The sequence below is a fragment of the Salmonella sp. NW645 genome (assembly GCF_051703725.1).
Lineage (GTDB): Bacteria > Pseudomonadota > Gammaproteobacteria > Enterobacterales > Enterobacteriaceae > Salmonella > Salmonella enterica.
The window spans coordinates 300,822-322,966 of the sequence record NZ_JAMMKR010000002.1 but is presented as its reverse complement, the minus strand read 5'-3'; the positions used below and the strand labels follow the sequence as shown (position 1 = coordinate 322,966).

21 protein-coding genes and 1 tRNA gene are annotated in these 22,145 nt (G+C 50.8%); 12 read left to right on the top strand and 10 right to left on the bottom strand.

What is annotated here, in order from left to right:
* Position 1 precedes the first annotated feature (1 nt).
* From NA389_RS05400 to NA389_RS05385, 4 genes are read right to left on the bottom strand one after another with little or no spacing between them, the layout of a single operon-like run.
* Positions 2–322 carry a DUF5375 domain-containing protein gene (locus NA389_RS05400; RefSeq protein WP_000743146.1) on the bottom strand — a complete coding sequence of 107 codons (321 nt, stop codon included), beginning with the start codon at positions 320–322 and terminating at the stop codon, positions 2–4.
* Entirely contained in the window at positions 319–546 is a 228-nt protein-coding gene (locus NA389_RS05395; protein ID WP_001216597.1) for a hypothetical protein, read from the bottom strand. The genes NA389_RS05400 and NA389_RS05395 overlap by 4 nt, the downstream gene beginning before the upstream one ends.
* The gene (locus tag NA389_RS05390; protein ID WP_000980370.1) at positions 543–1,094 is read right to left on the bottom strand and encodes a host cell division inhibitor Icd-like protein; all 552 of its coding nucleotides are present in this window, start codon (positions 1,092–1,094) and stop codon (positions 543–545) included. Before NA389_RS05390 ends, NA389_RS05395 begins: the two co-directional genes overlap by 4 nt.
* Entirely contained in the window at positions 1,091–1,357 is a 267-nt protein-coding gene (locus tag NA389_RS05385; protein ID WP_000556587.1) for a helix-turn-helix transcriptional regulator, read from the bottom strand. The genes NA389_RS05390 and NA389_RS05385 overlap by 4 nt, the downstream gene beginning before the upstream one ends.
* A gap of 537 nt (positions 1,358–1,894) precedes the next feature.
* On the opposite strand from NA389_RS05385, the gene NA389_RS05380 reads away from it, so the two are divergent.
* The 4 genes from NA389_RS05380 (at position 1,895) to NA389_RS05365 (ending at position 6,541) form a co-directional block, all read left to right on the top strand.
* On the top strand, positions 1,895–2,638 hold the full coding sequence (locus NA389_RS05380; protein WP_001667090.1) for a hypothetical protein: 744 nt from the start codon (positions 1,895–1,897) through the stop codon (positions 2,636–2,638).
* Positions 2,639–2,641: 3 nt separating this feature from the next.
* A complete protein-coding gene (locus tag NA389_RS05375; RefSeq protein ID WP_000468231.1) occupies positions 2,642–2,881 on the top strand; it encodes an STY4826 family bacteriophage gene regulatory protein in 240 nt (79 codons plus the stop codon).
* 15 nt (positions 2,882–2,896) lie between these two features.
* Positions 2,897–3,463, top strand: coding sequence for a phage polarity suppression protein (locus NA389_RS05370; RefSeq protein ID WP_000214425.1), 567 nt, complete (start codon positions 2,897–2,899; stop codon positions 3,461–3,463).
* A gap of 324 nt (positions 3,464–3,787) precedes the next feature.
* Positions 3,788–6,541: a TrlF family AAA-like ATPase gene (locus tag NA389_RS05365; RefSeq protein WP_001184065.1), complete on the top strand. Its 2,754-nt coding sequence runs from the start codon at positions 3,788–3,790 to the stop codon at positions 6,539–6,541.
* Positions 6,542–6,589: 48 nt separating this feature from the next.
* Here NA389_RS05365 and NA389_RS05360 read toward each other — a convergent pair whose 3' ends face one another.
* Both NA389_RS05360 and NA389_RS05355 read right to left on the bottom strand, forming a co-directional pair.
* Positions 6,590–7,852 carry a tyrosine-type recombinase/integrase gene (locus tag NA389_RS05360; protein ID WP_071645930.1) on the bottom strand — a complete coding sequence of 421 codons (1,263 nt, stop codon included), beginning with the start codon at positions 7,850–7,852 and terminating at the stop codon, positions 6,590–6,592.
* 163 nt (positions 7,853–8,015) lie between these two features.
* Positions 8,016–8,100: transfer RNA gene (locus tag NA389_RS05355), tRNA-Leu, on the bottom strand.
* A 222-nt stretch (positions 8,101–8,322) separates the two neighbouring features.
* On the opposite strand from NA389_RS05355, the gene ahr reads away from it, so the two are divergent.
* Positions 8,323–9,342 carry an NADPH-dependent aldehyde reductase Ahr gene (gene ahr, locus NA389_RS05350; protein WP_000152559.1) on the top strand — a complete coding sequence of 340 codons (1,020 nt, stop codon included), beginning with the start codon at positions 8,323–8,325 and terminating at the stop codon, positions 9,340–9,342.
* Positions 9,343–9,369: 27 nt separating this feature from the next.
* Here ahr and idnK read toward each other — a convergent pair whose 3' ends face one another.
* A complete protein-coding gene (gene idnK / locus NA389_RS05345; RefSeq protein WP_000896756.1) occupies positions 9,370–9,900 on the bottom strand; it encodes a gluconokinase in 531 nt (176 codons plus the stop codon).
* 216 nt (positions 9,901–10,116) lie between these two features.
* Between idnK and idnD the strand changes: the two genes are divergently transcribed.
* The 4 genes from idnD to idnR all read left to right on the top strand — a co-directional run bounded on the left by idnD (position 10,117) and on the right by idnR (position 14,380).
* The gene (idnD, locus tag NA389_RS05340) at positions 10,117–11,148 is read left to right on the top strand and encodes an L-idonate 5-dehydrogenase (protein WP_000453339.1); all 1,032 of its coding nucleotides are present in this window, start codon (positions 10,117–10,119) and stop codon (positions 11,146–11,148) included.
* 24 nt (positions 11,149–11,172) lie between these two features.
* Complete coding sequence (idnO, locus tag NA389_RS05335; RefSeq protein ID WP_000998688.1) at positions 11,173–11,937, top strand: gluconate 5-dehydrogenase; 765 nt, start codon at positions 11,173–11,175, stop codon at positions 11,935–11,937.
* Positions 11,938–11,998: 61 nt separating this feature from the next.
* A complete protein-coding gene (gene idnT, locus NA389_RS05330) occupies positions 11,999–13,318 on the top strand; it encodes a gnt-II system L-idonate transporter (protein WP_001128356.1) in 1,320 nt (439 codons plus the stop codon).
* 63 nt (positions 13,319–13,381) lie between these two features.
* A complete protein-coding gene (idnR, locus tag NA389_RS05325; RefSeq protein ID WP_001244060.1) occupies positions 13,382–14,380 on the top strand; it encodes a DNA-binding transcriptional regulator IdnR in 999 nt (332 codons plus the stop codon).
* A gap of 226 nt (positions 14,381–14,606) precedes the next feature.
* On the opposite strand, the gene lptG is transcribed toward idnR, so the two are convergent.
* The 3 genes from lptG to NA389_RS05310 form a co-directional block, all read right to left on the bottom strand.
* The gene (gene lptG / locus NA389_RS05320) at positions 14,607–15,689 is read right to left on the bottom strand and encodes an LPS export ABC transporter permease LptG (protein ID WP_001182243.1); all 1,083 of its coding nucleotides are present in this window, start codon (positions 15,687–15,689) and stop codon (positions 14,607–14,609) included.
* Positions 15,689–16,789 carry an LPS export ABC transporter permease LptF gene (lptF, locus tag NA389_RS05315; RefSeq protein ID WP_000584132.1) on the bottom strand — a complete coding sequence of 367 codons (1,101 nt, stop codon included), beginning with the start codon at positions 16,787–16,789 and terminating at the stop codon, positions 15,689–15,691. The genes lptG and lptF overlap by 1 nt, the downstream gene beginning before the upstream one ends.
* Positions 16,790–16,852: 63 nt before the next feature.
* The gene (locus tag NA389_RS05310; protein WP_212724070.1) at positions 16,853–16,903 is read right to left on the bottom strand and encodes a hypothetical protein; all 51 of its coding nucleotides are present in this window, start codon (positions 16,901–16,903) and stop codon (positions 16,853–16,855) included.
* A gap of 280 nt (positions 16,904–17,183) precedes the next feature.
* Between NA389_RS05310 and pepA the strand changes: the two genes are divergently transcribed.
* The 3 genes from pepA to NA389_RS05295 all read left to right on the top strand — a co-directional run bounded on the left by pepA (position 17,184) and on the right by NA389_RS05295 (position 22,130).
* A complete protein-coding gene (gene pepA, locus NA389_RS05305) occupies positions 17,184–18,695 on the top strand; it encodes a leucyl aminopeptidase (protein WP_000397158.1) in 1,512 nt (503 codons plus the stop codon).
* A gap of 136 nt (positions 18,696–18,831) precedes the next feature.
* A complete protein-coding gene (gene holC, locus NA389_RS05300; RefSeq protein ID WP_001523689.1) occupies positions 18,832–19,275 on the top strand; it encodes a DNA polymerase III subunit chi in 444 nt (147 codons plus the stop codon).
* Positions 19,275–22,130, top strand: coding sequence for a valine--tRNA ligase (locus NA389_RS05295; RefSeq protein ID WP_000416343.1), 2,856 nt, complete (start codon positions 19,275–19,277; stop codon positions 22,128–22,130). The genes holC and NA389_RS05295 overlap by 1 nt, the downstream gene beginning before the upstream one ends.
* Positions 22,131–22,145: the final 15 nt, after the last annotated feature.

Genomic DNA, 22,145 nt, shown 5'->3' with positions numbered 1-22,145 from the left:
CTCAGTGCAGTACCGGCGACGTGATATGACGGGCGCAAAGCTCATCCATCACGGCCAGCCCGAGAAAGGACAGCGACGGCGCGGCTTTGAGTGGACCGGCTTCCATTAAATCTTCCAGCAGTGCACAGGCAATCTGGCGGCCTTTTTCCTCGCCGTGCTGGCGCAGGTAGAAGCCCTCCAGCTCGGCGGCAATGGCGCTTTCCAGCGCGTCTAGGGTGAGGTGCGGGTAGCGGTGCTGGCGTTCGCACAGGGTCAGCCATGCACAGGCCACTGCGCGACGATACAGCGCGGCGCGTAATACGGGCGGTAATGGCTTTTTCATACGTTACCCTCCCCGGTCAGCCACTGCTGATTGCAGCGTTCGACCACGCCGTCGAGCTGGGCGGTCATGAGGTAAATCACGGAGGTGAGCTGTAAGTGCTGTGCCGGGTCACGACGAACGGTGGCGCAGTCCTGCACCTGCATCAGGTCGCCGACGAGCTGGCCGACATTGCGCATATGCTCAAGACATTCGAGGTCACGGGCGGTAATGGTGGTGTGTCTCATGCGCGCACCTCCGCAACCGGCAGACGGCCAGCAAACGAGAGGACGTAATCGCGAACAAGAGAAAGGCGTGCGGCGTGCTCATCACCGGCAACGGTGCGAAGCATACAAATACGGGGTTTACGGTCTGCGCGACGAACAGCGGCAAATACAAAGACAAACTGCGGGTGTGACGGGGTGAGGGTCGTAGCCATAGTGGCAACCTCCATTGAGTAGCGGTTATTGCCACCACCGGAGTTCCTACGCTCATGGGTGGTGACCCGAACGGGGGTAGGAATACCGGCCTCAATGAATACCGGCCAGCCCGAAGGCTGCCCCGCCCGGATCACCATTATCTGACAGGGGCTAAGGTGTAAACACCACAGCCCGAAAAATGGGTGTGCCTGAGCAACGACGTAAAAAAAGACGCATGGCGCGTCCGGTGTCGCCATTGAGTAACTCGGGTTCCTACGCCCGGCTGCCGATTTTGCGACAGCGATAAAACTATACCTGGAAACGGCGAAAAGAAGCAAGCCAGAAAAAGGGGCTGTTTGCTGAACGGTCATCATCATGCGTCATAGCCCCGGTTACGTTCGGCAATGCGATCTGCCATCCATGCAGTGATTTCAGACTGCGCCCACGCCACATTTTTTCCGCCGAGGGAGATTTGTTTCGGGAAGGCTTCCCGGCTGATGAGGTCGTAAATGGTCGAGCGGGACAGGCCGCACAGATGCATCACTTCGGGCAGACGGATAAAGCGCTCGTGAACGGTATCAGAAACCGGCATCAGCGGCGCGGCAGGGGCAGAAGACGGGGAAGAAAAAGCAGTGTGCATCGGGCTACCTCACAAAGTCCATACAGTGCCGGTCGTGTCCGTCCGGCTTCGGGTAGCTCCTTATTATGTCTATATTTTTCCTCAGGTCATGTGAGATTTTCGGGGAAACAAACATTGACTTTTCGCTCTGGCAAACAATGGCAAACGCTGGCAAACATATGCAAATCACTGCATTACAATGCAGCAATTTCTATTTCTTTTAGTTATATATTTTTCATTTTTAGTCAAAATAAAGTCTAAATGCTATAACCAGAGCAAAACAGGAGGGTGAACAGTGGTGAACAGACGGTGAACAGTCAGACCTTCAACTGTTCACCCTTTAACTTACTGTATTGCTTATCTTTTTATTTAAGGTGAACAGTGGTGAATAGTTATAAGTAAAAAAACAAACGGTGAGTAAGGTTTTCCTGCGACCTTTCTCTGGCCAGCCGGTTTTTAAGGTCTGTTTGTGCCAGCACTCTGACAACGGTAATGAATCGTGTTGTTGTGCAGGAGGCGTCAGAATCATTTCAGGTTGAACACACGGAGAGCCTGAACATGAAACCCGAACTCATTATCAAAGCCATGCAGACCGTTATCAGTAAACAGGATGAAGGCGCGGAACAACGTATTGCCGGTGCGCTGACCGCACTTAACGAAGCAAAAGACGCACACACGGCCAGCATGGGTAAACTCAGCGACATTGAGGCTTCCATTCAGCGTTGTGAGCAGGAACGACAGACCGCGCTCAGTGAAAGTGCACAGGCTGAACAGGACTGGCGCAGCCGCTTTCGAACTCTGCGCGGCAACCTCACTCCTGAACTGAAAGCTGAACACAGTAAACGTATCGCCAGCCGCGAACTGGCTGATGAGTTCACCGGTCTGATTACCGAGCTGGAGAAAGACAAAAGCCACGCCATGCTTGGAGCATGCTCCTCCGGTACTGCTTATATCAGCGCCCATGAAAAAGCGTTCACCACTTACGCTAACAGCGAATGGAAGAAAGTGCTGACCGGTATCAGCCCCGCACTGTTACGTGCCTTTCTGTTGCGTATACGGTCGCTGGAAATGAGCGGAGAAACCTCGCCGCGTGCGACCGTGACCCGTGAGCTGGGTGATGCCCTGAATCTGCAGTCAGCTCTGTATCATTTTGATATGGAGCAGGAGCCGGTCCTGTCCGTAACCGGCATGAATCGCCCGGTAATAACCGGGGTTGATATGGCGCTGTTAAGAAGCCCAGCCAGACGGATGAAGCTTGCCGCTGAACTGGCCGCAAAAGACCACGAACAGGCAGAGGGCTGAATTATGTTTCACTGTCCGTTCTGCAAAAAGACCGCGCACGTCCGTACCAGCCGGTATCTGTCGGAAAACGTCAAACAGCGTTATCACCAGTGTACCAATATCGAATGTTCGGCCACTTTCCGCACCATCGAGTCGGTTGACGGTGTGATACGTGCCGCACCGGAGAAAACCGACCCCGCCCCGGTGACGCCACCGCCGCCGCGTAAAGTACAGGGCTGCTACAGCTCGCCGTTCCGACATTAATCAGGAGAGAGACTCGTGACCACTGTGACCATACAGCAGGCCTTTGAGGCCTGTCAGACGAACAAAAATACCTGGCTGAAACGTAAAGCCGAACTGGCAGACCTTGAACGGGAATACCGTGAACAGCTCCTTGCCGGTGACGAACAAATTCCGCGCAGAATGCAGGATTTGCGCGACAATATCGATGTGAAAAAATGGGAGATTAATCAGGCCGCCGGTCGCTATATCCGCTCACATGAGGAGGTGCAGCACATCAGCATCCGCAACCGGCTCCATGACTTTATGCAGCAGCACGGCGCGGAGCTGGCCGCCACGCTGGCACCTGAGCTGATGGGATATCACGAACAGCTTCCCGCAGTAAAACAGAGCGCCATGCAGCACTCGGTTGATTATCTGCGTGAAGCCCTGTCGGTGTGGCTGGCCGCCGGTGAAAAAATTAATTATTCCGAGCAGGACAGCGACATTTTAACGGCCATCGGATTCAGGCCTGATGCGGCTTCGCGGGATGATAATCGCGAGAAATTCACCCCGGCACAGAACCTGATTTACACCCGCCGACGTGCAGAACTGGCTGCACGGTAGCACGCGAAAAAATCCCCGAAAATTCCGCTATTTTTCCCGAAAAAAGCCATGCATCCATAAGGTGCATGGTTTTGCATGCAAATCCCCGTATTTTATTTTCCCCACCGCGCCAGTACCGGCGCGGCCTGAGTCGGTTCATGCACCTGCATTAAAAGCGACCTCTTAAGCGGGCAGGCGTGGCGGGGAGAGCATTGCGCGCGATAAGTATTTATTAATTATATTTTAGTAGGATGTTTGAGATAAAAAAAAAGGTTAAAGTAGGTCAAGTAACACTGAAAAAAACCAAAAAATCATGATGAACCATTAATCCGACAGGAGGATGTCATGCAGCAAATAGGTTCAAAGTGGTGGAAGTTTGATTTCCACACACATACACCCGCATCAATGGATTACGGTAAAGCAGACCATCAAATAAAACAAACAATGACCCCAAGGCAATGGTTATTAGATTATATTCACCACGGAATTGAATGCATAGCCGTGACCGATCATAATACTGGATCTTGGATCGATAAATTAAAACTAGAAGCAGAAAATTTAAGATCAGAGGGGCATTCAATATATATATTTCCAAGTATAGAAATTACAGCACATGGTAACATTCACATCTTAGGTATATTCGACATTGATAAAACATCTAGTTTTATATATCAGATAATTGGAGCAACTAACTACTCCGGTACAGATGGGGATAGTGATGCAGTAACTCAAATCAGCCCACAAGACGTAATTGATTTAATTATTAGTCGTGGGGGAGTTGCGATTCCAGCACATATTGACAAAGCGAGTGGACTTTGCACCGTTCATTCTTCAGGTCCGACCCTAAAGCAGATACTTACTAATGCTTCTGCAGTTGAAATAATAAGAACGCACGATGAATATGAAACCAACCAGCCAGGTTCAAGTCCACTGCGCGGGTATGTTTCGTTACAAACAGGACTTCCTGAGGTAATTGGTTCAGATTCTCACCACCCTAATACAGTTGGTAGAGCTTTTACGTGGGTAAAAATGGGTACACCATCAATTGATGGATTAAAACTTGCTTTGTTTGACGGTGATGACTCATTGAAAAGATCAGATCAACACCCAAACTCTCCAAATATTTACGCGGAAAATAGAATTACATCCATAAAGATAAACAAAACTAAATACTGTGGAAGAGTAAATGAATTTTCAATACAATTTCATCCATGGTTAAATTGTATTATAGGTGGAAGAGGAAGCGGTAAATCAACCGTTTTAGAGTTTATGAGAACAGCTTTGGGAAGAGAGAAAGAGCTGGAACAGTTATCATCTAACAAAGAAATGTTTAACTCTTATTCTAAACTAGCCAAAAAAGCTCAGAGCAGAGATGATGATGGTGTCTTTTTAGAAGATAGTAGCATTCACGTAGAGTACTTAAAAGGAGAAAATCATTATAGGTTAGAATGGGGCTATGGAGACCAGAAAATATCCATAAACCGAATTGATGGACAAAGCATTATCCTAGAAGAAGGTGATGTAATAGGTAGATTCCCCGTAAAAATATTCAGTCAAAAACAAATATATGAAATATCTCGTTCACCGAATTATCTTTTAAACCTGATTGATGAGTCAAGTATTGTTAACTTAACCGAATGGAATTATAAATGGGAAAATGAAGTTAGCACAATTTTTCAGTTAAGAAGAGAAGTTAAAGATTTAAAGACAAATATATCCACTAAAAGTACCTTAACTGGCCAATTAAATGATATTAATCAAAAAATAGCATCTATTGAAAGATCCAGTCATGCTAGCATATTAGCGAATTATCAGAAATCTTTAAATCAAGATAATTTGATACGTAATTTTATTACAGAACACGTTGATTTTCTTGAAAATATAACTAGTTACATTACTCAAACCAGACCAATTAAACTTGAAGTTAATTCTGAACTTTTTATTAATCAAAATGAAACGACCACCCAAAACAAAATCCTAGATATTCAACAAAAAGTTGAAGATAGTATTATCACATTCAATAAGACCATCAATGATGTCACTAACGAAATTAAAGGATTAAGCAATTGGTTTGACTCATCTGCACTGAATCAAGAAATTATTGCCAATAAAAATCAATACACCACATTAGTAGCTAACCTACAAGCTAGTGGGGTTAATAACCCAAGCGAATATGAAAGCCTCATTGGTACAAGAAAAGCACTGTCAGAACGATTAAGTAAAATCGCTGCCGATGAAAAAACTATTGAACAAAAAAAAGAAGAAATTGTTCAAAGTTATAAGAAGTTAGTTGAACTTCGTAAAGAACTCACAGCCCGGAGAAGACAATTCCTTGTCGACATAAATGATAATAACACTAACTTTAAAGTTAATGTTGATTTTTGTGGAGATAAACAATTCCTTGAAAGTAGTTTTAGAAACGCCATCAATAAAAATGATACTGCATTCAGCAATGAAATATATAATGAAGATGACAATGGCTTTTTAAATATATTAAACGTTAAGATCAAAGAAATTTCAGAGGACAATGATGGGATTATAAAAAAAATCCAAGAACTAAAAAATGGATTTTTTGATAAAACAGCTAACACAATATTGGATGTGAAGTTAAGCAAGCGTTTCTTCGATTTTAAAAACTCATTATCTGAGGAAGAACTCACCGCCTTAATATGCTGGTTCCCTAGTGATTCAATCACAGTAAAATATAATGACGGTCGAAAATTTAAAGATCTATCTCAGGGCTCAGCAGGCCAGAAGGCAGCAACAGTTCTCGCATTTTTACTTTCCTATGGAGATGATCCTATAATTTTAGATCAACCTGAAGATGATTTAGATAACCAGCTGGTTTATGAACTCATTGTAAAAAAAATAAAGGAAAGCAAATGCAAAAGGCAAATAATTATAATAACTCACAATCCTAACATTGTTGTGAACGGAGACTCTGAACTAGTTGTTTCATTAAGCCAGCAGTCAGGTATTACTGATTTCCTCTCCTTCGGGGGATTACAAGAACGTGAAGTAAGGAAAAACATCTGTGACATAATGGAAGGGGGCAAAGACGCATTTAGTCAACGCTATAGAAGAATTGTTTCTGCTTAAAAGCATTTGCCTCTCTCTCGAAAAGAGAGAGGCAAATGCTCCTCAACATCAATATGTTTGAAGTTTCGCATAATCGAATGGAGTTATGAATTCATTTTTGTTGGCATCGAGATAGTCAGCCCACCACTGAACCATTAAACGACGCTCATCCAAATGCTCAGAAGTATGAATATATGCCGCACGTACATTGTTACGCTCTGAATGGCTCAACTGCCGTTCTATCGCATCATCACTCCATAACCCTGACTCACCCAATGCACCACGCGCCATCGTCCTAAAACCATGCCCACAGACCTCGGTTTTCGTGTCATAGCCCATAGTACGCAATGCGCTATTTACAGTGTTTTCACTCATAACCTTAGTTGCGTCGTGATCCCCCGGAAAAAGCAGCTCTTTATCACCACTAATCTGCTTGAGTTGCTCTAACAAAATCATCGCCTGTCGACTAAGCGGAACTATATGCTCCTCTTTCATCTTCATGCCACGGTACGAGTAACGCACGCCTTTAATTTCTTCTCGTTTTGCTGGTACGCGCCAAAGATATTTATCGAAGTCGAACTCATCCCAACGCGCGAAACGTAACTCACTTGAACGCACGAAAGTGAGCAAGGAAAGCTCAACCGCGATCCGTGTCATTACACGGCCACGATATGCAGCAAGACGTGCAAGAAACTCAGGGAACCGGCTAGAGGGTAAAGCGGGGTAATGTCGCGCTTTGGTTGTCGATAAAGCACCGGCCATATCACTGGCTGGATTTGAGTCGATGTAATCGTTCTGTACTGCATAACGCATGATAGCCGTGACACGCTGCTGAAGACGCTGCGCGACGTCATGCTTACCACTTGCATCAACTTTTTTAATCGGGGTTAACAGGTGGCTAGTCTTGAGCTGACGAATGTCGGACAAACCAATATGAGGGAAGATATAAAGCTCAAGATAGCGAAGAACGCGCGATCGATGGTCTTCACTCCAGCGCTTGTTACTGGCGTGCCATTCACGAGCAATGGTTTCGAATGTATATGCCCCCGAATTCTCGGCCTGAGCTTCTTTCTGTTCGGCTTTTGGGTCAATGCCCTGCACTAGCAGCTTTTTAGCTTCATCGCGCTTTGCTCTTGCCTGAGCAAGCGTCACAGTAGGCCAAACACCAAAAGCGAGGCGATCCTCTTTTTTGTCTGAGGGGCGTCGGTATTTCATGCGCCAGTATTTAGAACCCTTGGCCGAAACCTCTAGATACAAACCGCCGCCATCGGCCATTTTGTAGGTTTTGTCTTTTGGCTTTGCGGTCTCGACCTGTCTGGCGTTGAGCTTCATTTGGGGGCACATTTCTAATCGAAGTTAAGATGCCCCCAATTATGCCCCCAATGACATCCGGATTTCAACGGACAACCTCGGACGGCTCAGGACGTAAAAATCGCTGCAAGCATTGATTTTAAAGGGATAATTGGACTTTCTCGGATGGTCTTGGAAGTACTAATGGTGCCGAAGGCCGGACTCGAACCGGCACGTATTTCTACGGTTGATTTTGAATCAACTGCGTCTACCGATTTCGCCACTTCGGCACTGAAGAGGTATGCGGAAAACGTTGTGGATTATACCTGTCATACGCCGCCATGCAAGCACGAGCATACACCTGTATCGCTAAGTGCTGAAAATTTCAGCAGCGTTGAGTATTAAATAGAATAATCAGGCTACTTCCCGCCTTCTCCAGCAGATTAACGCCAGGCGTCCCTTGCCTCCATGCTCTACACTTTTCAGTTCAACACCACATTAAGGGAAGCACAATGACGATAATAAAAAGCTACGCCGCCAAAGAGGCGGGCGGCGAGCTCGAACTCTATGAATATGACGCGGGAGAACTCCAACCGGAAGATGTCGAAGTACGGGTCGACTACTGCGGGATCTGCCATTCCGATCTGTCGATGATCGACAATGAATGGGGGTTCTCTCAATACCCTCTGGTTGCCGGACATGAGGTCATCGGTCGGGTGGCCGCACTCGGCAGCGCGGCACAGGATAAGGGACTAAAAGTCGGCCAGCGCGTTGGAATAGGCTGGACGGCGCGCAGCTGCGGACACTGCGATGCCTGTATCAGCGGCAATCAAATTAACTGCCTGGAAGGCGCAGTGCCCACTATCCTCAATCGTGGCGGTTTTGCCGAGAAGCTTCGCGTGGGCTGGCAGTGGGTAATTCCTCTTCCGGAGAATATAGATATGGCGTCCGCAGGCCCGCTGTTATGTGGCGGCATTACGGTCTTTAAACCGCTATTGATGCACCATATTACTGCTACCAGCCGCGTTGGCGTCATCGGTATCGGCGGGCTGGGGCATATCGCCATAAAGCTGTTACATGCAATGGGCTGCGAAGTCACCGCGTTCAGCTCAAATCCATCGAAGGAGCAGGAAGTGCTGGTGATGGGGGCCAATAACGTGGTGAACAGCCGCGATCCGGAAGCGTTAAAAGCACTGGCGGGTCAGTTCGATCTCATTATTAACACGGTCAACGTCGATCTCGACTGGCAGCCCTACTTCGAAGCTCTGACGTATGGCGGTAACTTCCATACCGTTGGGGCCGTATTGAAGCCGCTGCCCGTACCGGCGTTTACATTAATTGCCGGCGATCGCAGTATCTCAGGCTCGGCAACCGGAACGCCATATGAACTTCGCAAACTGATGAAATTCGCCGGACGCAGTAAAGTCGCGCCCACCACGGAACTGTTCGCAATGTCACAAATCAACGAGGCTATCCAGCACGTTCGCGACGGCAAAGCCCGCTATCGTGTAGTGCTAAAAGCTGACTTCTGACCGCCTGACTCAGCGCTTTGATAATGATCAGGAAGCGCTGAGTGCCTGACGAAAAGCCTGTACAGCCAGTCGGCACTGCTCCGTCACGTGCTCGATGTCATGATTAACATCGATACGCGCAATATCATGTTCATCGGCACACGGTCGCTCCAGCGCGTCAAACTGACTTTGCAGCAGGTCTGGCGGCATAAAATGCCCGGCACGACGCTGCATTCGCTGCAGAATGGTAGCGTAATCGCCATCCAGCCACAGGAAATGTACGTTAGGGCTGCTCTTACGTAAAATATCGCGGTACTGTTTTTTTAATGACGAGCAGACAATAAATCCCGTCTCATTTTTTTTATAAAGACTGTATGAAGCGTCATTTAATCGTTCCAGCCAGGGTAAACGGTCTTCATCAGTTAACGGTATTCCCTGAGACATTTTATCAATGTTCTTCGCCGGATGGAGATCATCGCCGTCAATAAACTTCGCAGAAAATAATGTTGCAATTTTGCTGCCTATTAAAGATTTACCACTACCTGAAACACCCATTAAAATATAGCTTTCCCCGGCCATTTAAATACCTCTGAGTCATATTCCACACCACAATATTACGCCTCTACGTTCGACAATTTCACGTTTTTTAATTTCCATAGAGAAGAACTCTAAGGCACATCACGTTATGCGTAACATTGTAGTGTAACAATTTTCCAGCGTGACATAAGTCACAAATAATGACAAATAAAACCGCTTAAATGCGTTCAGGGTAACTACCTGACCAGTGAGGAATTTATGGAAGTAAAAACTCAATCCTGCGTTGTTGCGGGTAAGCGTGCTGTTGCCGTTACGGAACAAAATATTGAATGGAATAATAAAGGAACACTCGTACAAATTACCCGAGGCGGCATTTGTGGGTCTGACTTACATTATTATCAGGAAGGCAAAGTCGGCAATTTTACAGTAAAAGCGCCAATGATTTTAGGTCATGAAGTGATTGGCAAAATCGTTCATAGCGACTCAGATTTATTACGTGAAGAACAACCGGTAGCGATTAATCCATCGAAGCCTTGCGGTCATTGCAAATACTGTCTGCAGCATGAAGAAAACCACTGTACTGAAATGCGTTTCTTTGGCAGCGCCATGTATTTTCCGCATGTCGATGGCGGTTTTACCCGATTTAAAGCTGTCGATACCGTTCAGTGCATTCCCTGGCCGGAACAGGCAGACGAAAAAGCCATGGCCTTTGCCGAACCGCTGGCGGTTGCCATTCATGCGGCTCATGAGGCGGGCGATCTGCAGGGCAAACGCGTCTTTATCTCCGGCGTTGGCCCTATCGGCTGCCTGATTGTTAGCGCGGTAAAAACGCTGGGCGCGGCGGAAGTGGTATGTGCCGATATCAGTACCCGTTCTCTCTCGCTGGCCCGGCAGATGGGCGCGGATACGCTGGTGAACCCACAGCATGATTCTCTTGATGGCTGGAAAGCAGAAAAAGGGTATTTCGATATCAGTTTTGAAGTCTCCGGGCATCCTTCCTCTATCTCAACGTGTCTGGAAGTCACACGGGCAAAAGGCGTGATGGTGCAGGTTGGCATGGGCGGCGCAGTTCCCAACTTCCCGATGATGATGGTAATAAGCAAAGAGATCTCCCTGAAAGGCTCTTTCCGTTTTACTACCGAATTTAATACTGCGGTTTCCTGGCTTGCCAACCGCGTTATCAATCCGCTGCCGTTACTGAGCGCGGAATATCCATTTACCGACCTGGAAGCGGCGCTGATCTTTGCCGGAGACAAAACACAGGCGGCAAAAGTTCAGCTCGTTTTCTGAGAAAGTAAAATAAGGGACACTATCATGAACGATCTTTTTTCTCTGGCAGGTAAAAATATCCTTATCACCGGAGCCGCTCAGGGAATTGGTTATTTGCTGGCAACCGGTCTTGGTCGCTATGGCGCGCGCATTATTGTTAACGATATTACCCCGGAGCGCGCCGAAACAGCCGTGACGAAACTTCAGCAGGAAGGGATAAAGGCTATTGCCGCTCCCTTTAATGTCACCCATAAACAGGATATTGAAGCTGCGGTTGAACATATCGAAAAAGATATCGGCGTCATTGACGTCCTGATAAATAACGCCGGTATCCAGCGCCGTCATCCGTTTACTGAGTTTCCCGAGCAGGAGTGGAATGACGTCATCGCCGTAAATCAGACCGCGGTTTTTCTCGTCTCTCAGGCCGTTACGCGCCGTATGGTGGCGCGGCAGGCAGGAAAAGTGATCAACATCTGTTCGATGCAAAGCGAGCTGGGCCGCGACACGATTACACCATACGCCGCGTCGAAGGGTGCCGTGAAGATGCTGACTCGCGGCATGTGCGTGGAGCTGGCGCGTCATAATATCCAGGTCAACGGTATTGCGCCGGGATACTTCAAAACGGAGATGACCAAAGCGCTGGTTGAAGATGAAGCCTTCACCTCCTGGCTATGCAAACGTACGCCTGCCGCACGCTGGGGCGATCCCCAGGAGCTTATTGGCGCAGCGGTGTTTCTCTCGTCAAAAGCCTCCGACTTTGTTAACGGACATCTGCTGTTTGTCGATGGCGGTATGCTGGTTGCCGTCTGACCAGGGAAATACGATGCAGCGCGTAAGCGCTGCTATTTTGGCGCTAATAAGAGAGACGAATATGCCATTAATAATTATTGCGGCAGGCGTTGCGCTGCTGTTGGTCTTAATGATTGGCTTTAAAGTTAACGGCTTTATCGCCCTTGTTCTGGTTGCCGCCGTGGTGGGATTTGCCGAAGGGATGGGCGCGCAAGACGTCCTGCACTCCATACAAAACGGAATTGGCGGTACTCTGGGCGGACTCGCCATGATCCTCGGTTTTGGCGCGATGCTGGGAAGATTAATTTCCGATACCGGCGCCGCGCAGCGCATTGCGACGACGCTCATTAATACGTTCGGCAAAAAACGCGTGCAATGGGCGCTGGTGATCACCGGGCTTATCGTCGGCCTGGCAATGTTTTTTGAAGTCGGATTCGTACTGCTGTTGCCGCTCGTTTTTACGATTGTGGCCTCATCGGGACTGCCCTTGCTGTATGTCGGGGTTCCAATGGTCGCCGCCTTATCCGTTACGCACTGCTTCCTGCCGCCGCATCCCGGCCCTACCGCTATTGCGACAATTTTTGAGGCAAATCTCGGTACGACCCTGCTGTATGGGTTAATCATTACCATACCGACAGTGATTGTTGCCGGCCCTCTGTTTTCAAAATTACTGGCGCGATTTGAAAAAGCGCCGCCTGAAGGATTATTTAATCCTCACCTATTCAGTGAAGAAGAGATGCCGTCATTCTGGAACAGTATTTTTGCCGCCGTGATCCCGGTCATTCTGATGGCCATCGCAGCGGTATGTGAAATCACGCTGCCAAAAACGAATGCCGTGCGGGTTTTCTTCGAATTTATCGGTAATCCAGCAGTGGCGTTGTTTATTGCCATTATCATCGCCATTTTTACGCTGGGGCGACGCAATGGACGTACGGTTGAGCAGGTGATGGATATCGTCGGCGAGTCCATTGGCGCTATTGCGATGATTGTTTTTATCATCGCGGGCGGCGGCGCGTTTAAGCAAGTGCTGGTGGATAGCGGCGTGGGTCAATATATCTCGCAATTAATGACCGGCACCTCGCTATCTCCGTTATTAATGTGCTGGACGGTAGCCGCCGTGCTGCGTATTGCGTTAGGTTCCGCGACCGTGGCCGCGATAACCACAGCGGGCGTCGTATTGCCGATTATTAACGTAACCCACGCCGATCCGGCGTTAATGGTACTGGCGACAGGCGCGGGAAGCGTTATTGCATCACATGTTAACGATCCCGGTTTTTGGCTGTTTAAAGGGTATTTTAATCTTAGCGTCGGGGAAACCCTACGCACCTGGACCGTTATGGAAACATTGATTTCTGTCATGGGGTTGCTGGGCGTACTGGCGCTGAATGCGGTTCTGCATTAATTCATCATCCGCAGCCCAATTAACCATGGGGGCGACGTTCCCGCCCCCGGTACTGGAGAAAACATGAGGAATCACAGAATTTCTTTGCAGGATATCGCTACGCTTGCTGGCGTGACAAAAATGACGGTGAGCCGTTACATCCGCTCGCCGAAAAAAGTCGCCAGGGAAACCGGCGAGCGTATTGCACAGATCATGGAGGAAATTAACTACATACCAAATCGCGCGCCAGCTATGCTGTTAAACGCGCAAAGTTACACTCTGGGCGTGCTGATCCCCTCTTTTCAGAACCAGTTGTTTGCCGACATTCTTGCCGGGATTGAATCCGTAACGTCGGGTCATAACTACCAAACTCTCATTGCGAATTACAATTACAATCGCGATTCGGAAGAAGAGTCCGTTATCAATTTACTGTCTTACAATATCGACGGCATTATTCTTTCAGAAAAATATCATACCCTCAGAACCGTCAAATTCCTGCGCTCAGCTACCCTTCCGATTGTAGAACTCATGGATATCCAGGGCGATCGCTTAGATATGGAGGTGGGGTTTGATAACCGTCAGGCCGCCTTTGATATGGTCAGCACCATGCTGGATAAACGCCAGCGGCGAAAAATCCTCTATCTGGGTTCAAAAGACGATATCCGTGATGAGCAGCGTTATCATGGCTACTGCGATGCGATGACGCGCCGGGGGCTGGCGCCGTTGCGCATCAATCCCCGCGCTATCTCCTCTATCCATCTGGGGATACAGCTAATGCGTGATGCGCTTGCTGCGCACCCGGACGTGGATGGCGTCTTTTGTACAAATGACGATATCGCAATGGGCGCTCTACTGTGGTGCCGCGAGCGTCAACTGGCCGTACCGGAGCAGATCTCCATCGCCGGCTTCCACGGTCTGGAGATGGGCAGGCAAATGATACCGAGCCTCGCCAGCGTAATTACCCCTCGTTTTGAGATCGGGCGCAGGGCCGCGCAGATGTTGCTCAACAAAATTAAAAATAACGATCTCAACCATAATACGATTGATTTGGGTTATCAGATTTATCACGGCAACACATTATAAATTTTTGAACTACTGCGTTTATGCTCTTTCCCGCAGCTTGTCTGTGCTTAACGCGTAGCCAAAAGCGCCACGCGTCAGGTTATGCGCTACATCATTCGAGGAATACCAGGCTATCTGCCGGATGGCGGCGGAAAGGACTTATCAGGCCTACGGATCCTGGTAGGCCGGATAAGCGCAGCGCCATCAGGCACTGCGCTTTACTGCATTGCCGGATGGCAGCCTGTGATTACGACTTACGCAGCATTAGCCACAGGCTAATCAGGAAGAAAGACGCGCTCGGCAGCAGCGCGCCGACAACCGGCGGAATGCCGTATACCAGCGTCAGCGGGCCAAAAATCTGGTCGAGAACGTAAAAGACGAAGCCGAAGCTAATCCCCGTCACCACGCGCACGCCCATCGGCACACTACGCAGTGGGCCAAAGATAAACGACAGCGCCATCAGCATCATCACCGCCACGGAGAGCGGCTGGAAGATTTTACTCCACATATTGAGCTGATAACGTCCGGCGTCCTGTCCGCTCGACTTCAGATATTTAACGTAGTTATGCAGACCGCTGATGGAAAGCGCATCCGGGTCCAGCGCCACCACACCTAACTTATCCGGCGTCAGATTCGTTTTCCAGGTACCGCTCACCGTCTGCGAACCGGTGATCTGTTTCGGGTTTTGCAGATCGGACTCATCCACCTGCGACAAACGCCAGACCTTATGCTCCGGGTCGAATTTTGCCGAAGCGGCGTAACGCACCGACTGCAAACGACGCTGATCGTTGAAAGCGTAAATACTAATGCCGGCCAGCTCCTCGTCGCCCTTCACCCGTTCAATATAGACAAAGTTATTCCCGTCTTTCGCCCACAGACCTTGCTGGGTGGAAAGCAGCGAACCGCCATACATCGCCTGCGCACGATAGTTACGCGCCATCTGCTCGCCCTGCGGGGCGACCCATTCGCCGATCGCCATGGTTAACAGCACCAGGGGGATAGCCGTTTTCATCACCGACAGCGCCACCTGCATACGGGTGAAACCCGATGCCTGCATCACCACCAGTTCGCTACGCTGCGCCAGCATCCCCAGTCCCAGCAGCGCGCCAAGCAGCGCCGCCATAGGAAAGAAGATCTGGATATCCTTAGGTACGCTGAGCAGGGTGTACATACCCGCGCCCAGCGCGTCGTAGTTACCCTGCCCCGCTTTTTTCAGCTGATCGACAAACTTGATGATCCCGGAGAGCGACACCAGCATGAACAACGTCATCATGATGGTGGTAAAAATGGTTTTACCGATATAGCGGTCAAGTACACCAAATGGCTGCATTATACCGCTCCTTTACGCAGAAAACGGGCACGCAGGCGGCGGACCGGCACCGTATCCCACAGGTTTAAACCAATCGCCAACGCCAGATAGATCAGGTTGACCGCCCACATCCAGATAACCGGGTCCAGTTTGCCTTTACCGCCATTCGATTTAATGGAGGTCTGGATCAGGAAGAACAGCAGATAAAGCAGCATGGCGGGCAACATAGACAAGACGCGCCCCTGACGTGGATTCACCACGCTGAGCGGCACGACCATCAGCGCCATCATAAATACGGTAAAGACTAACGTGATACGCCAGTGCAGCTCGGCGCGAGCGCGATCGTTGTCGGTATTCCACAGCGTGCGCATGTCCATCTGGTCGGTATCGTTCGGGTCCAGCGCCACGGCCTGATGGCCAATAATCGCCTGATAGTTCTGGAAGTCGGTGATGCGAAAATCGCGTAGCAACGCCGTTCCTTCAAAACGTGTCCCTTTGTTTAAGGTGACAACCTGGGAACCATCGCGCAACTGAGTAAGGTGTCCGGAATCAGCCACTACCACAGAAGGACGAGCATTGCCCTTAGGGCGAATCTGCGCCAGGAAAACATCGTGGAAGTCGCTGCCATCAACGCTTTCGATAAACAGCACCGAGCTGCCGTTGGTCGCCTGCTGGAATTGCCCCTGCGCCAGCGCCGCCATACCGGGGTTCGCTTTCGCCTCCGCCAGCACTTCATCCTGGTGTTTTGACGACCAGGGACCGGCCCACATCACGTTAACCGCCGCAAGGATACCGGTAAATAACGCCAGTACCATGGCGGCCTTTACCAGCACGGCTTTGCTCAACCCACAGGCGTGCATGACCGTAATTTCACTTTCGGTATACAGTTTGCCCAGCGTCATCAGCAGCCCCAGGAACAGGCTTAAAGGCAGGATGAGCTGCGCCATTTCCGGTACGCCCAGCCCCAGAAGCGAGAGCACCAGATTTGCGGGAATATCGCCGTCAACCGCCGCGCCGAGAATCCTCACTAACTTTTGACAAAAGAAGATCAAAAGTAAGATGAAGAGTATCGCCAGCTGGCTTTTGAGCGTCTCCCGCACCAGATATCTTATGATTATCACTTTAAATACGCCCGTAAAAACCCATTTTTTTGCTGGAATTTAGCTTGTTTCATGGCTTAAACGTCATTTATTCTCTTGAGTCGTCGAAATCATCGCTAAGATCATTATACTCAGCGGATTCACCTCTCAGAACTTGTTCTGACGTGCCAATGCCGTAATAACGTTAAGATTAACACGAAGTCACCGCAACAGCGGATATGAGTTACGAAAGCTTTCAATTTCTATACTCTAATGGATTTCGAGTTGCAGGCAGGCGGCAAGACTGTGGAGCCCCGGAGCTTACATCAGGTAAGCGACAGGGGTGAGCAGGCGCAGCCAACGCATCTGCAACTTGAAAGACGACGAGTATAGCTGTAGCCACCACTGTTGTCTTTAAGATTCAGGAGCATAGTGCATGGAGTTCAGTGTAAAAAGCGGTAGCCCGGAGAAACAGCGGAGTGCCTGCATTGTCGTGGGCGTCTTTGAACCGCGTCGCCTTTCTCCGATTGCAGAACAGCTCGACAAAATTAGCGACGGATACATCAGCGCATTGCTGCGTCGCGGCGAACTGGAAGGAAAACCGGGGCAGACTCTGTTGCTGCACCATGTTCCTAACGTTCTTTCCGAGCGAATCCTCCTCATTGGTTGCGGCAAAGAGCGCGAGCTTGATGAACGTCAGTATAAGCAGGTTATTCAGAAAACGATAAATACTCTGAATGATACCGGTTCGATGGAAGCCGTCTGTTTCCTGACCGAACTGCACGTCAAAGGCCGCAACAACTACTGGAAAGTGCGTCAGGCCGTCGAAACGGCCAAAGAGACGCTTTATAGCTTTGATCAACTCAAGACCAACAAGAGCGAGCCGCGCCGCCCGCTACGTAAGATGGTCTTTAATGTGCCGACCCGCCGTGAGCTCACCAGCGGCGAACGCGCCATTCAGCACGGTCTGGCCATCGCCGCCGGGATTAAGGCAGCGAAAGATCTCGGCAACATGCCGCCCAATATCTGTAACGCCGCCTACCTGGCGTCACAGGCGCGCCAGTTGGCCGACAGCTACAGCAAAAATGTCATCACCCGCGTAATCGGCGAACAGCAAATGCGCGAACTGGGTATGAACGCTTATCTGGCGGTCGGCCACGGTTCGCAGAATGAATCGCTGATGTCGGTGATTGAGTACAAGGGCAATCCATCCGAAGACGCGCGCCCGATCGTGCTGGTGGGTAAAGGCCTGACCTTCGACTCCGGCGGCATCTCCATCAAGCCATCTGAAGGGATGGACGAGATGAAGTACGACATGTGCGGCGCGGCGGCGGTTTACGGCGTGATGCGTATGGTTGCCGAGCTTCAGCTACCGATTAACGTTATCGGCGTGCTGGCGGGCTGTGAAAACATGCCGGGCGGACGCGCGTATCGTCCGGGCGACGTGCTGACCACCATGTCTGGTCAAACCGTTGAAGTCCTGAACACCGACGCCGAAGGCCGTCTGGTTTTGTGCGACGTGCTGACCTACGTTGAACGCTTCGAGCCGGAAGCGGTTATCGACGTCGCGACGCTAACCGGTGCCTGCGTGATTGCGCTGGGCCATCACATTACCGGTCTGATGTCGAACCATAACCCGCTGGCGCATGAACTGATCGGCGCGTCCGAGCAAGCGGGCGACCGCGCGTGGCGTCTGCCGCTGGGCGATGAGTTCCAGGAACAACTGGAGTCCAACTTTGCGGATATGGCGAATATTGGTGGTCGTCCTGGCGGCGCTATCACCGCGGGCTGCTTCCTGTCACGCTTTACCCGTAAGTATAACTGGGCGCACCTGGATATCGCCGGCACCGCCTGGCGATCCGGCAAAGCGAAAGGCGCGACGGGTCGTCCGGTAGCGCTGCTGTCGCAGTTCCTGCTCAATCGTGCGGGCTTTAACGGCGAAGAGTAAGTTTGAGATTACCCCGTAGGCCTGATAAGGCGTATTAGCGCCGCCATCAGGCGTTTTGCCGGATGGCGCTGCGCTTATCCGGCCTACGGGATGCATCATGGCAACGCATTTAAATCCACCACAAGAAGCCCCATATATGAAGAATGCGACGTTCTATCTTCTGGACAATGACACTACCGTCAACGGTTTAAGCGCCGTTGAACAACTGGTGTGTGAAATTGCCGCAGAACGTTGGCGCGCCGGCAAGCGCGTGCTGATCGCCTGCGAAGATGAGAAGCAGGCCATTCGGCTGGATGAAGCGCTGTGGGCAAGACCGGCGGAAAGTTTTGTCCCGCACAATCTGGCAGGCGAAGGCCCACGCGGCGGCGCGCCGGTTGAAATTGCCTGGCCGCAAAAACGCAACAGCAGCCCGCGCGATATTTTAATCAGCCTGCGTACAAGCTTTGCAGATTTTGCCACCGCTTTCACAGAAGTGGTAGACTTCGTCCCTTACGAAGAAACTTTGAAACAACTGGCGCGCGAACGCTACAAAGCCTACCGCGTGGCTGGTTTTAACCTGAATACGGCAACCTGGAAATAATGGAAAAGACATATAACCCCCAAGATATCGAACAGCCGCTTTACGAGCACTGGGAAAAGCAGGGCTATTTCAAGCCTAACGGCGACGAAAGCAAAGAGTCCTTCTGCATCATGATCCCGCCGCCGAACGTCACCGGCAGTTTGCATATGGGACATGCTTTCCAGCAAACCATCATGGATACCATGATCCGTTACCAGCGTATGCAGGGTAAAAACACTCTGTGGCAGGTCGGCACCGACCACGCCGGGATCGCGACCCAGATGGTGGTTGAGCGCAAGATTGCCGCTGAAGAAGGTAAAACCCGTCACGACTACGGCCGCGATGCGTTTATCGACAAAATCTGGCAGTGGAAAGCGGAATCCGGCGGCACCATTACCCGTCAGATGCGCCGTCTCGGCAACTCCGTTGACTGGGAACGCGAGCGCTTCACCATGGACGAAGGCCTTTCCAATGCCGTGAAAGAAGTCTTTGTTCGCCTGTACAAAGAAGACCTGATTTACCGTGGCAAACGCCTGGTGAACTGGGACCCGAAACTGCGCACCGCCATCTCTGACCTGGAAGTGGAAAACCGCGAGTCCAAAGGCTCGATGTGGCACATCCGCTATCCGCTTGCCGACGGCGCGAAAACCGCAGACGGTAAAGATTACCTGGTTGTCGCCACCACCCGTCCGGAAACCGTACTGGGCGATACCGGCGTGGCCGTGAACCCGGAAGATCCGCGTTATAAAGATCTGATTGGCAAATTCGTTATTCTGCCGCTGGTTAACCGCCGCATTCCAATCGTTGGCGACGAACATGCCGATATGGAAAAAGGCACCGGCTGCGTGAAGATCACCCCGGCGCACGACTTTAACGACTATGAGGTCGGGAAACGTCATGCCCTGCCGATGATCAACATCCTGACCTTTGACGGCGACATCCGCGAAAGCGCGGAAGTGTTCGATACCAAAGGTGAAGAGTCTGACGTTTATTCCAGCGAGATTCCGGCTGAGTTCCAGAAGCTGGAACGCTTTGCTGCCCGTAAAGCAGTCGTTGCTGCCGTTGACGCGCTGGGCCTGCTGGAAGAAATTAAACCGCACGACCTGACCGTCCCTTACGGCGACCGTGGCGGCGTGGTTATCGAACCGATGCTAACCGACCAGTGGTATGTGCGTGCAGACGTGCTGGCGAAACCGGCGGTGGAAGCGGTTGAAAACGGCGACATTCAGTTCGTGCCGAAGCAGTACGAAAACATGTACTTCTCCTGGATGCGTGATATCCAGGACTGGTGTATCTCTCGTCAGTTGTGGTGGGGTCACCGTATCCCGGCATGGTATGACAACGACGGCAACGTCTACGTTGGCCGTACAGAAGACGAAGTGCGTCAGGAAAACAACCTTGGTGCCGACGTTCAGCTTCGTCAGGACGAAGACGTTCTCGATACCTGGTTCTCCTCCGCGCTGTGGACTTTCTCCACCCTCGGCTGGCCGGAAAACACCGACGCCCTGCGTCAGTTCCACCCCACCAGCGTGATGGTGTCCGGCTTCGATATCATCTTCTTCTGGATTGCCCGCATGATCATGATGACCATGCACTTCATCAAAGATGAAAACGGCAAGCCGCAGGTGCCGTTCCATACCGTCTATATGACCGGTCTGATTCGCGACGACGAAGGCCAGAAGATGTCCAAATCCAAGGGTAACGTTATCGACCCGCTGGATATGGTGGACGGCATCTCCCTGCCGGAACTGCTGGAAAAACGCACCGGCAACATGATGCAGCCGCAGATGGCGGAGAAAATTCGCAAGCGTACCGAGAAGCAGTTCCCGAATGGCATCGAGCCGCACGGCACCGACGCCCTGCGCTTTACCCTGGCGGCGCTGGCTTCGACCGGCCGCGATATCAACTGGGATATGAAGCGTCTGGAAGGTTATCGTAACTTCTGTAACAAGCTGTGGAACGCCAGCCGCTTTGTGCTGATGAACACCGAAGAGCAGGATTGCGGCTTCAACGGCGGCGAAATGACGCTGTCGCTGGCGGACCGCTGGATCCTGGCGGAATTCAACCAGACCGTTAAAGCCTACCGCGACGCGCTGGACAGCTTCCGCTTCGATATCGCCGCGGGCATTCTGTATGAATTCACCTGGAACCAGTTCTGCGACTGGTATCTGGAGCTGACCAAGCCGGTAATGACCGGGGGTTCCGAGTCTGAACTGCGCGGCACCCGCCATACGCTGGTCACCGTTCTGGAAGGTCTGCTGCGCCTGGCGCATCCTATCATCCCGTTCATTACCGAAACCATCTGGCAGCGCGTGAAGGTTATCTGTGGTATTACCGCCGACACCATCATGCTGCAGCCGTTCCCGGAATATAACGCCGCACAGGTGGATGAAGCCGCGTTGGCCGATACCGAGTGGCTGAAGCAGGCGATCGTCGCAGTACGTAACATTCGTGCGGAAATGAACATCGCCCCGGGCAAACCGCTGGAACTGCTGCTGCGCGGCTGTAGTGAAGAAGCCGTTCGTCGTGTTAACGACAACCGTAGCTTCCTGCAAACCCTGGCGCGTCTGGAAAGCATCACCGTGCTGCCAGCCGATGACAAAGGCCCGGTTTCCGTGACCAAAATCATCGACGGCGCCGAACTGCTGATCCCGATGGCAGGCCTCATCAACAAAGACGATGAGCTGGCGCGTCTGGCGAAAGAAGTGGCGAAAATCGAAGGCGAGATTGCCCGTATCGAAGGCAAACTGTCCAACGAAGGTTTCGTCGCCCGTGCGCCGGAAGCGGTGATTGCCAAAGAGCGTGAGAAGCTGGACGGTTACGCAGAAGCCAAAGCGAAACTGATTGAGCAGCAGGCGGTTATTAGCGCGCTGTAATCTGAAAGCCTGATG

Bases quoted from the DNA above. Each gene is read 5' to 3' on its own strand.
- idnK (WP_000896756.1), bottom strand. From the start codon at position 9,900: ATGGCCGGGGAAAGCTATATTTTAATGGGTGTTTCAGGTAGTGGTAAA.
- idnD (WP_000453339.1), top strand. From the start codon at position 10,117: ATGGAAGTAAAAACTCAATCCTGCGTTGTTGCGGGTAAGCGTGCTGTT.
- NA389_RS05395 (WP_001216597.1), bottom strand. From the start codon at position 546: ATGAGACACACCACCATTACCGCCCGTGACCTCGAATGTCTTGAGCAT.
- pepA (WP_000397158.1), top strand. From the start codon at position 17,184: ATGGAGTTCAGTGTAAAAAGCGGTAGCCCGGAGAAACAGCGGAGTGCC.
- NA389_RS05365 (WP_001184065.1), top strand. From the start codon at position 3,788: ATGCAGCAAATAGGTTCAAAGTGGTGGAAGTTTGATTTCCACACACAT.
- idnR (WP_001244060.1), top strand. From the start codon at position 13,382: ATGAGGAATCACAGAATTTCTTTGCAGGATATCGCTACGCTTGCTGGC.
- NA389_RS05400 (WP_000743146.1), bottom strand. From the start codon at position 322: ATGAAAAAGCCATTACCGCCCGTATTACGCGCCGCGCTGTATCGTCGC.
- NA389_RS05380 (WP_001667090.1), top strand. From the start codon at position 1,895: ATGAAACCCGAACTCATTATCAAAGCCATGCAGACCGTTATCAGTAAA.
- holC (WP_001523689.1), top strand. From the start codon at position 18,832: ATGAAGAATGCGACGTTCTATCTTCTGGACAATGACACTACCGTCAAC.
- idnO (WP_000998688.1), top strand. From the start codon at position 11,173: ATGAACGATCTTTTTTCTCTGGCAGGTAAAAATATCCTTATCACCGGA.
- NA389_RS05295 (WP_000416343.1), top strand. From the start codon at position 19,275: ATGGAAAAGACATATAACCCCCAAGATATCGAACAGCCGCTTTACGAG.
- NA389_RS05390 (WP_000980370.1), bottom strand. From the start codon at position 1,094: ATGATGATGACCGTTCAGCAAACAGCCCCTTTTTCTGGCTTGCTTCTT.
- NA389_RS05375 (WP_000468231.1), top strand. From the start codon at position 2,642: ATGTTTCACTGTCCGTTCTGCAAAAAGACCGCGCACGTCCGTACCAGC.
- ahr (WP_000152559.1), top strand. From the start codon at position 8,323: ATGACGATAATAAAAAGCTACGCCGCCAAAGAGGCGGGCGGCGAGCTC.
- lptG (WP_001182243.1), bottom strand. From the start codon at position 15,689: ATGCAGCCATTTGGTGTACTTGACCGCTATATCGGTAAAACCATTTTT.
- NA389_RS05385 (WP_000556587.1), bottom strand. From the start codon at position 1,357: ATGCACACTGCTTTTTCTTCCCCGTCTTCTGCCCCTGCCGCGCCGCTG.
- idnT (WP_001128356.1), top strand. From the start codon at position 11,999: ATGCCATTAATAATTATTGCGGCAGGCGTTGCGCTGCTGTTGGTCTTA.
- NA389_RS05360 (WP_071645930.1), bottom strand. From the start codon at position 7,852: ATGAAGCTCAACGCCAGACAGGTCGAGACCGCAAAGCCAAAAGACAAA.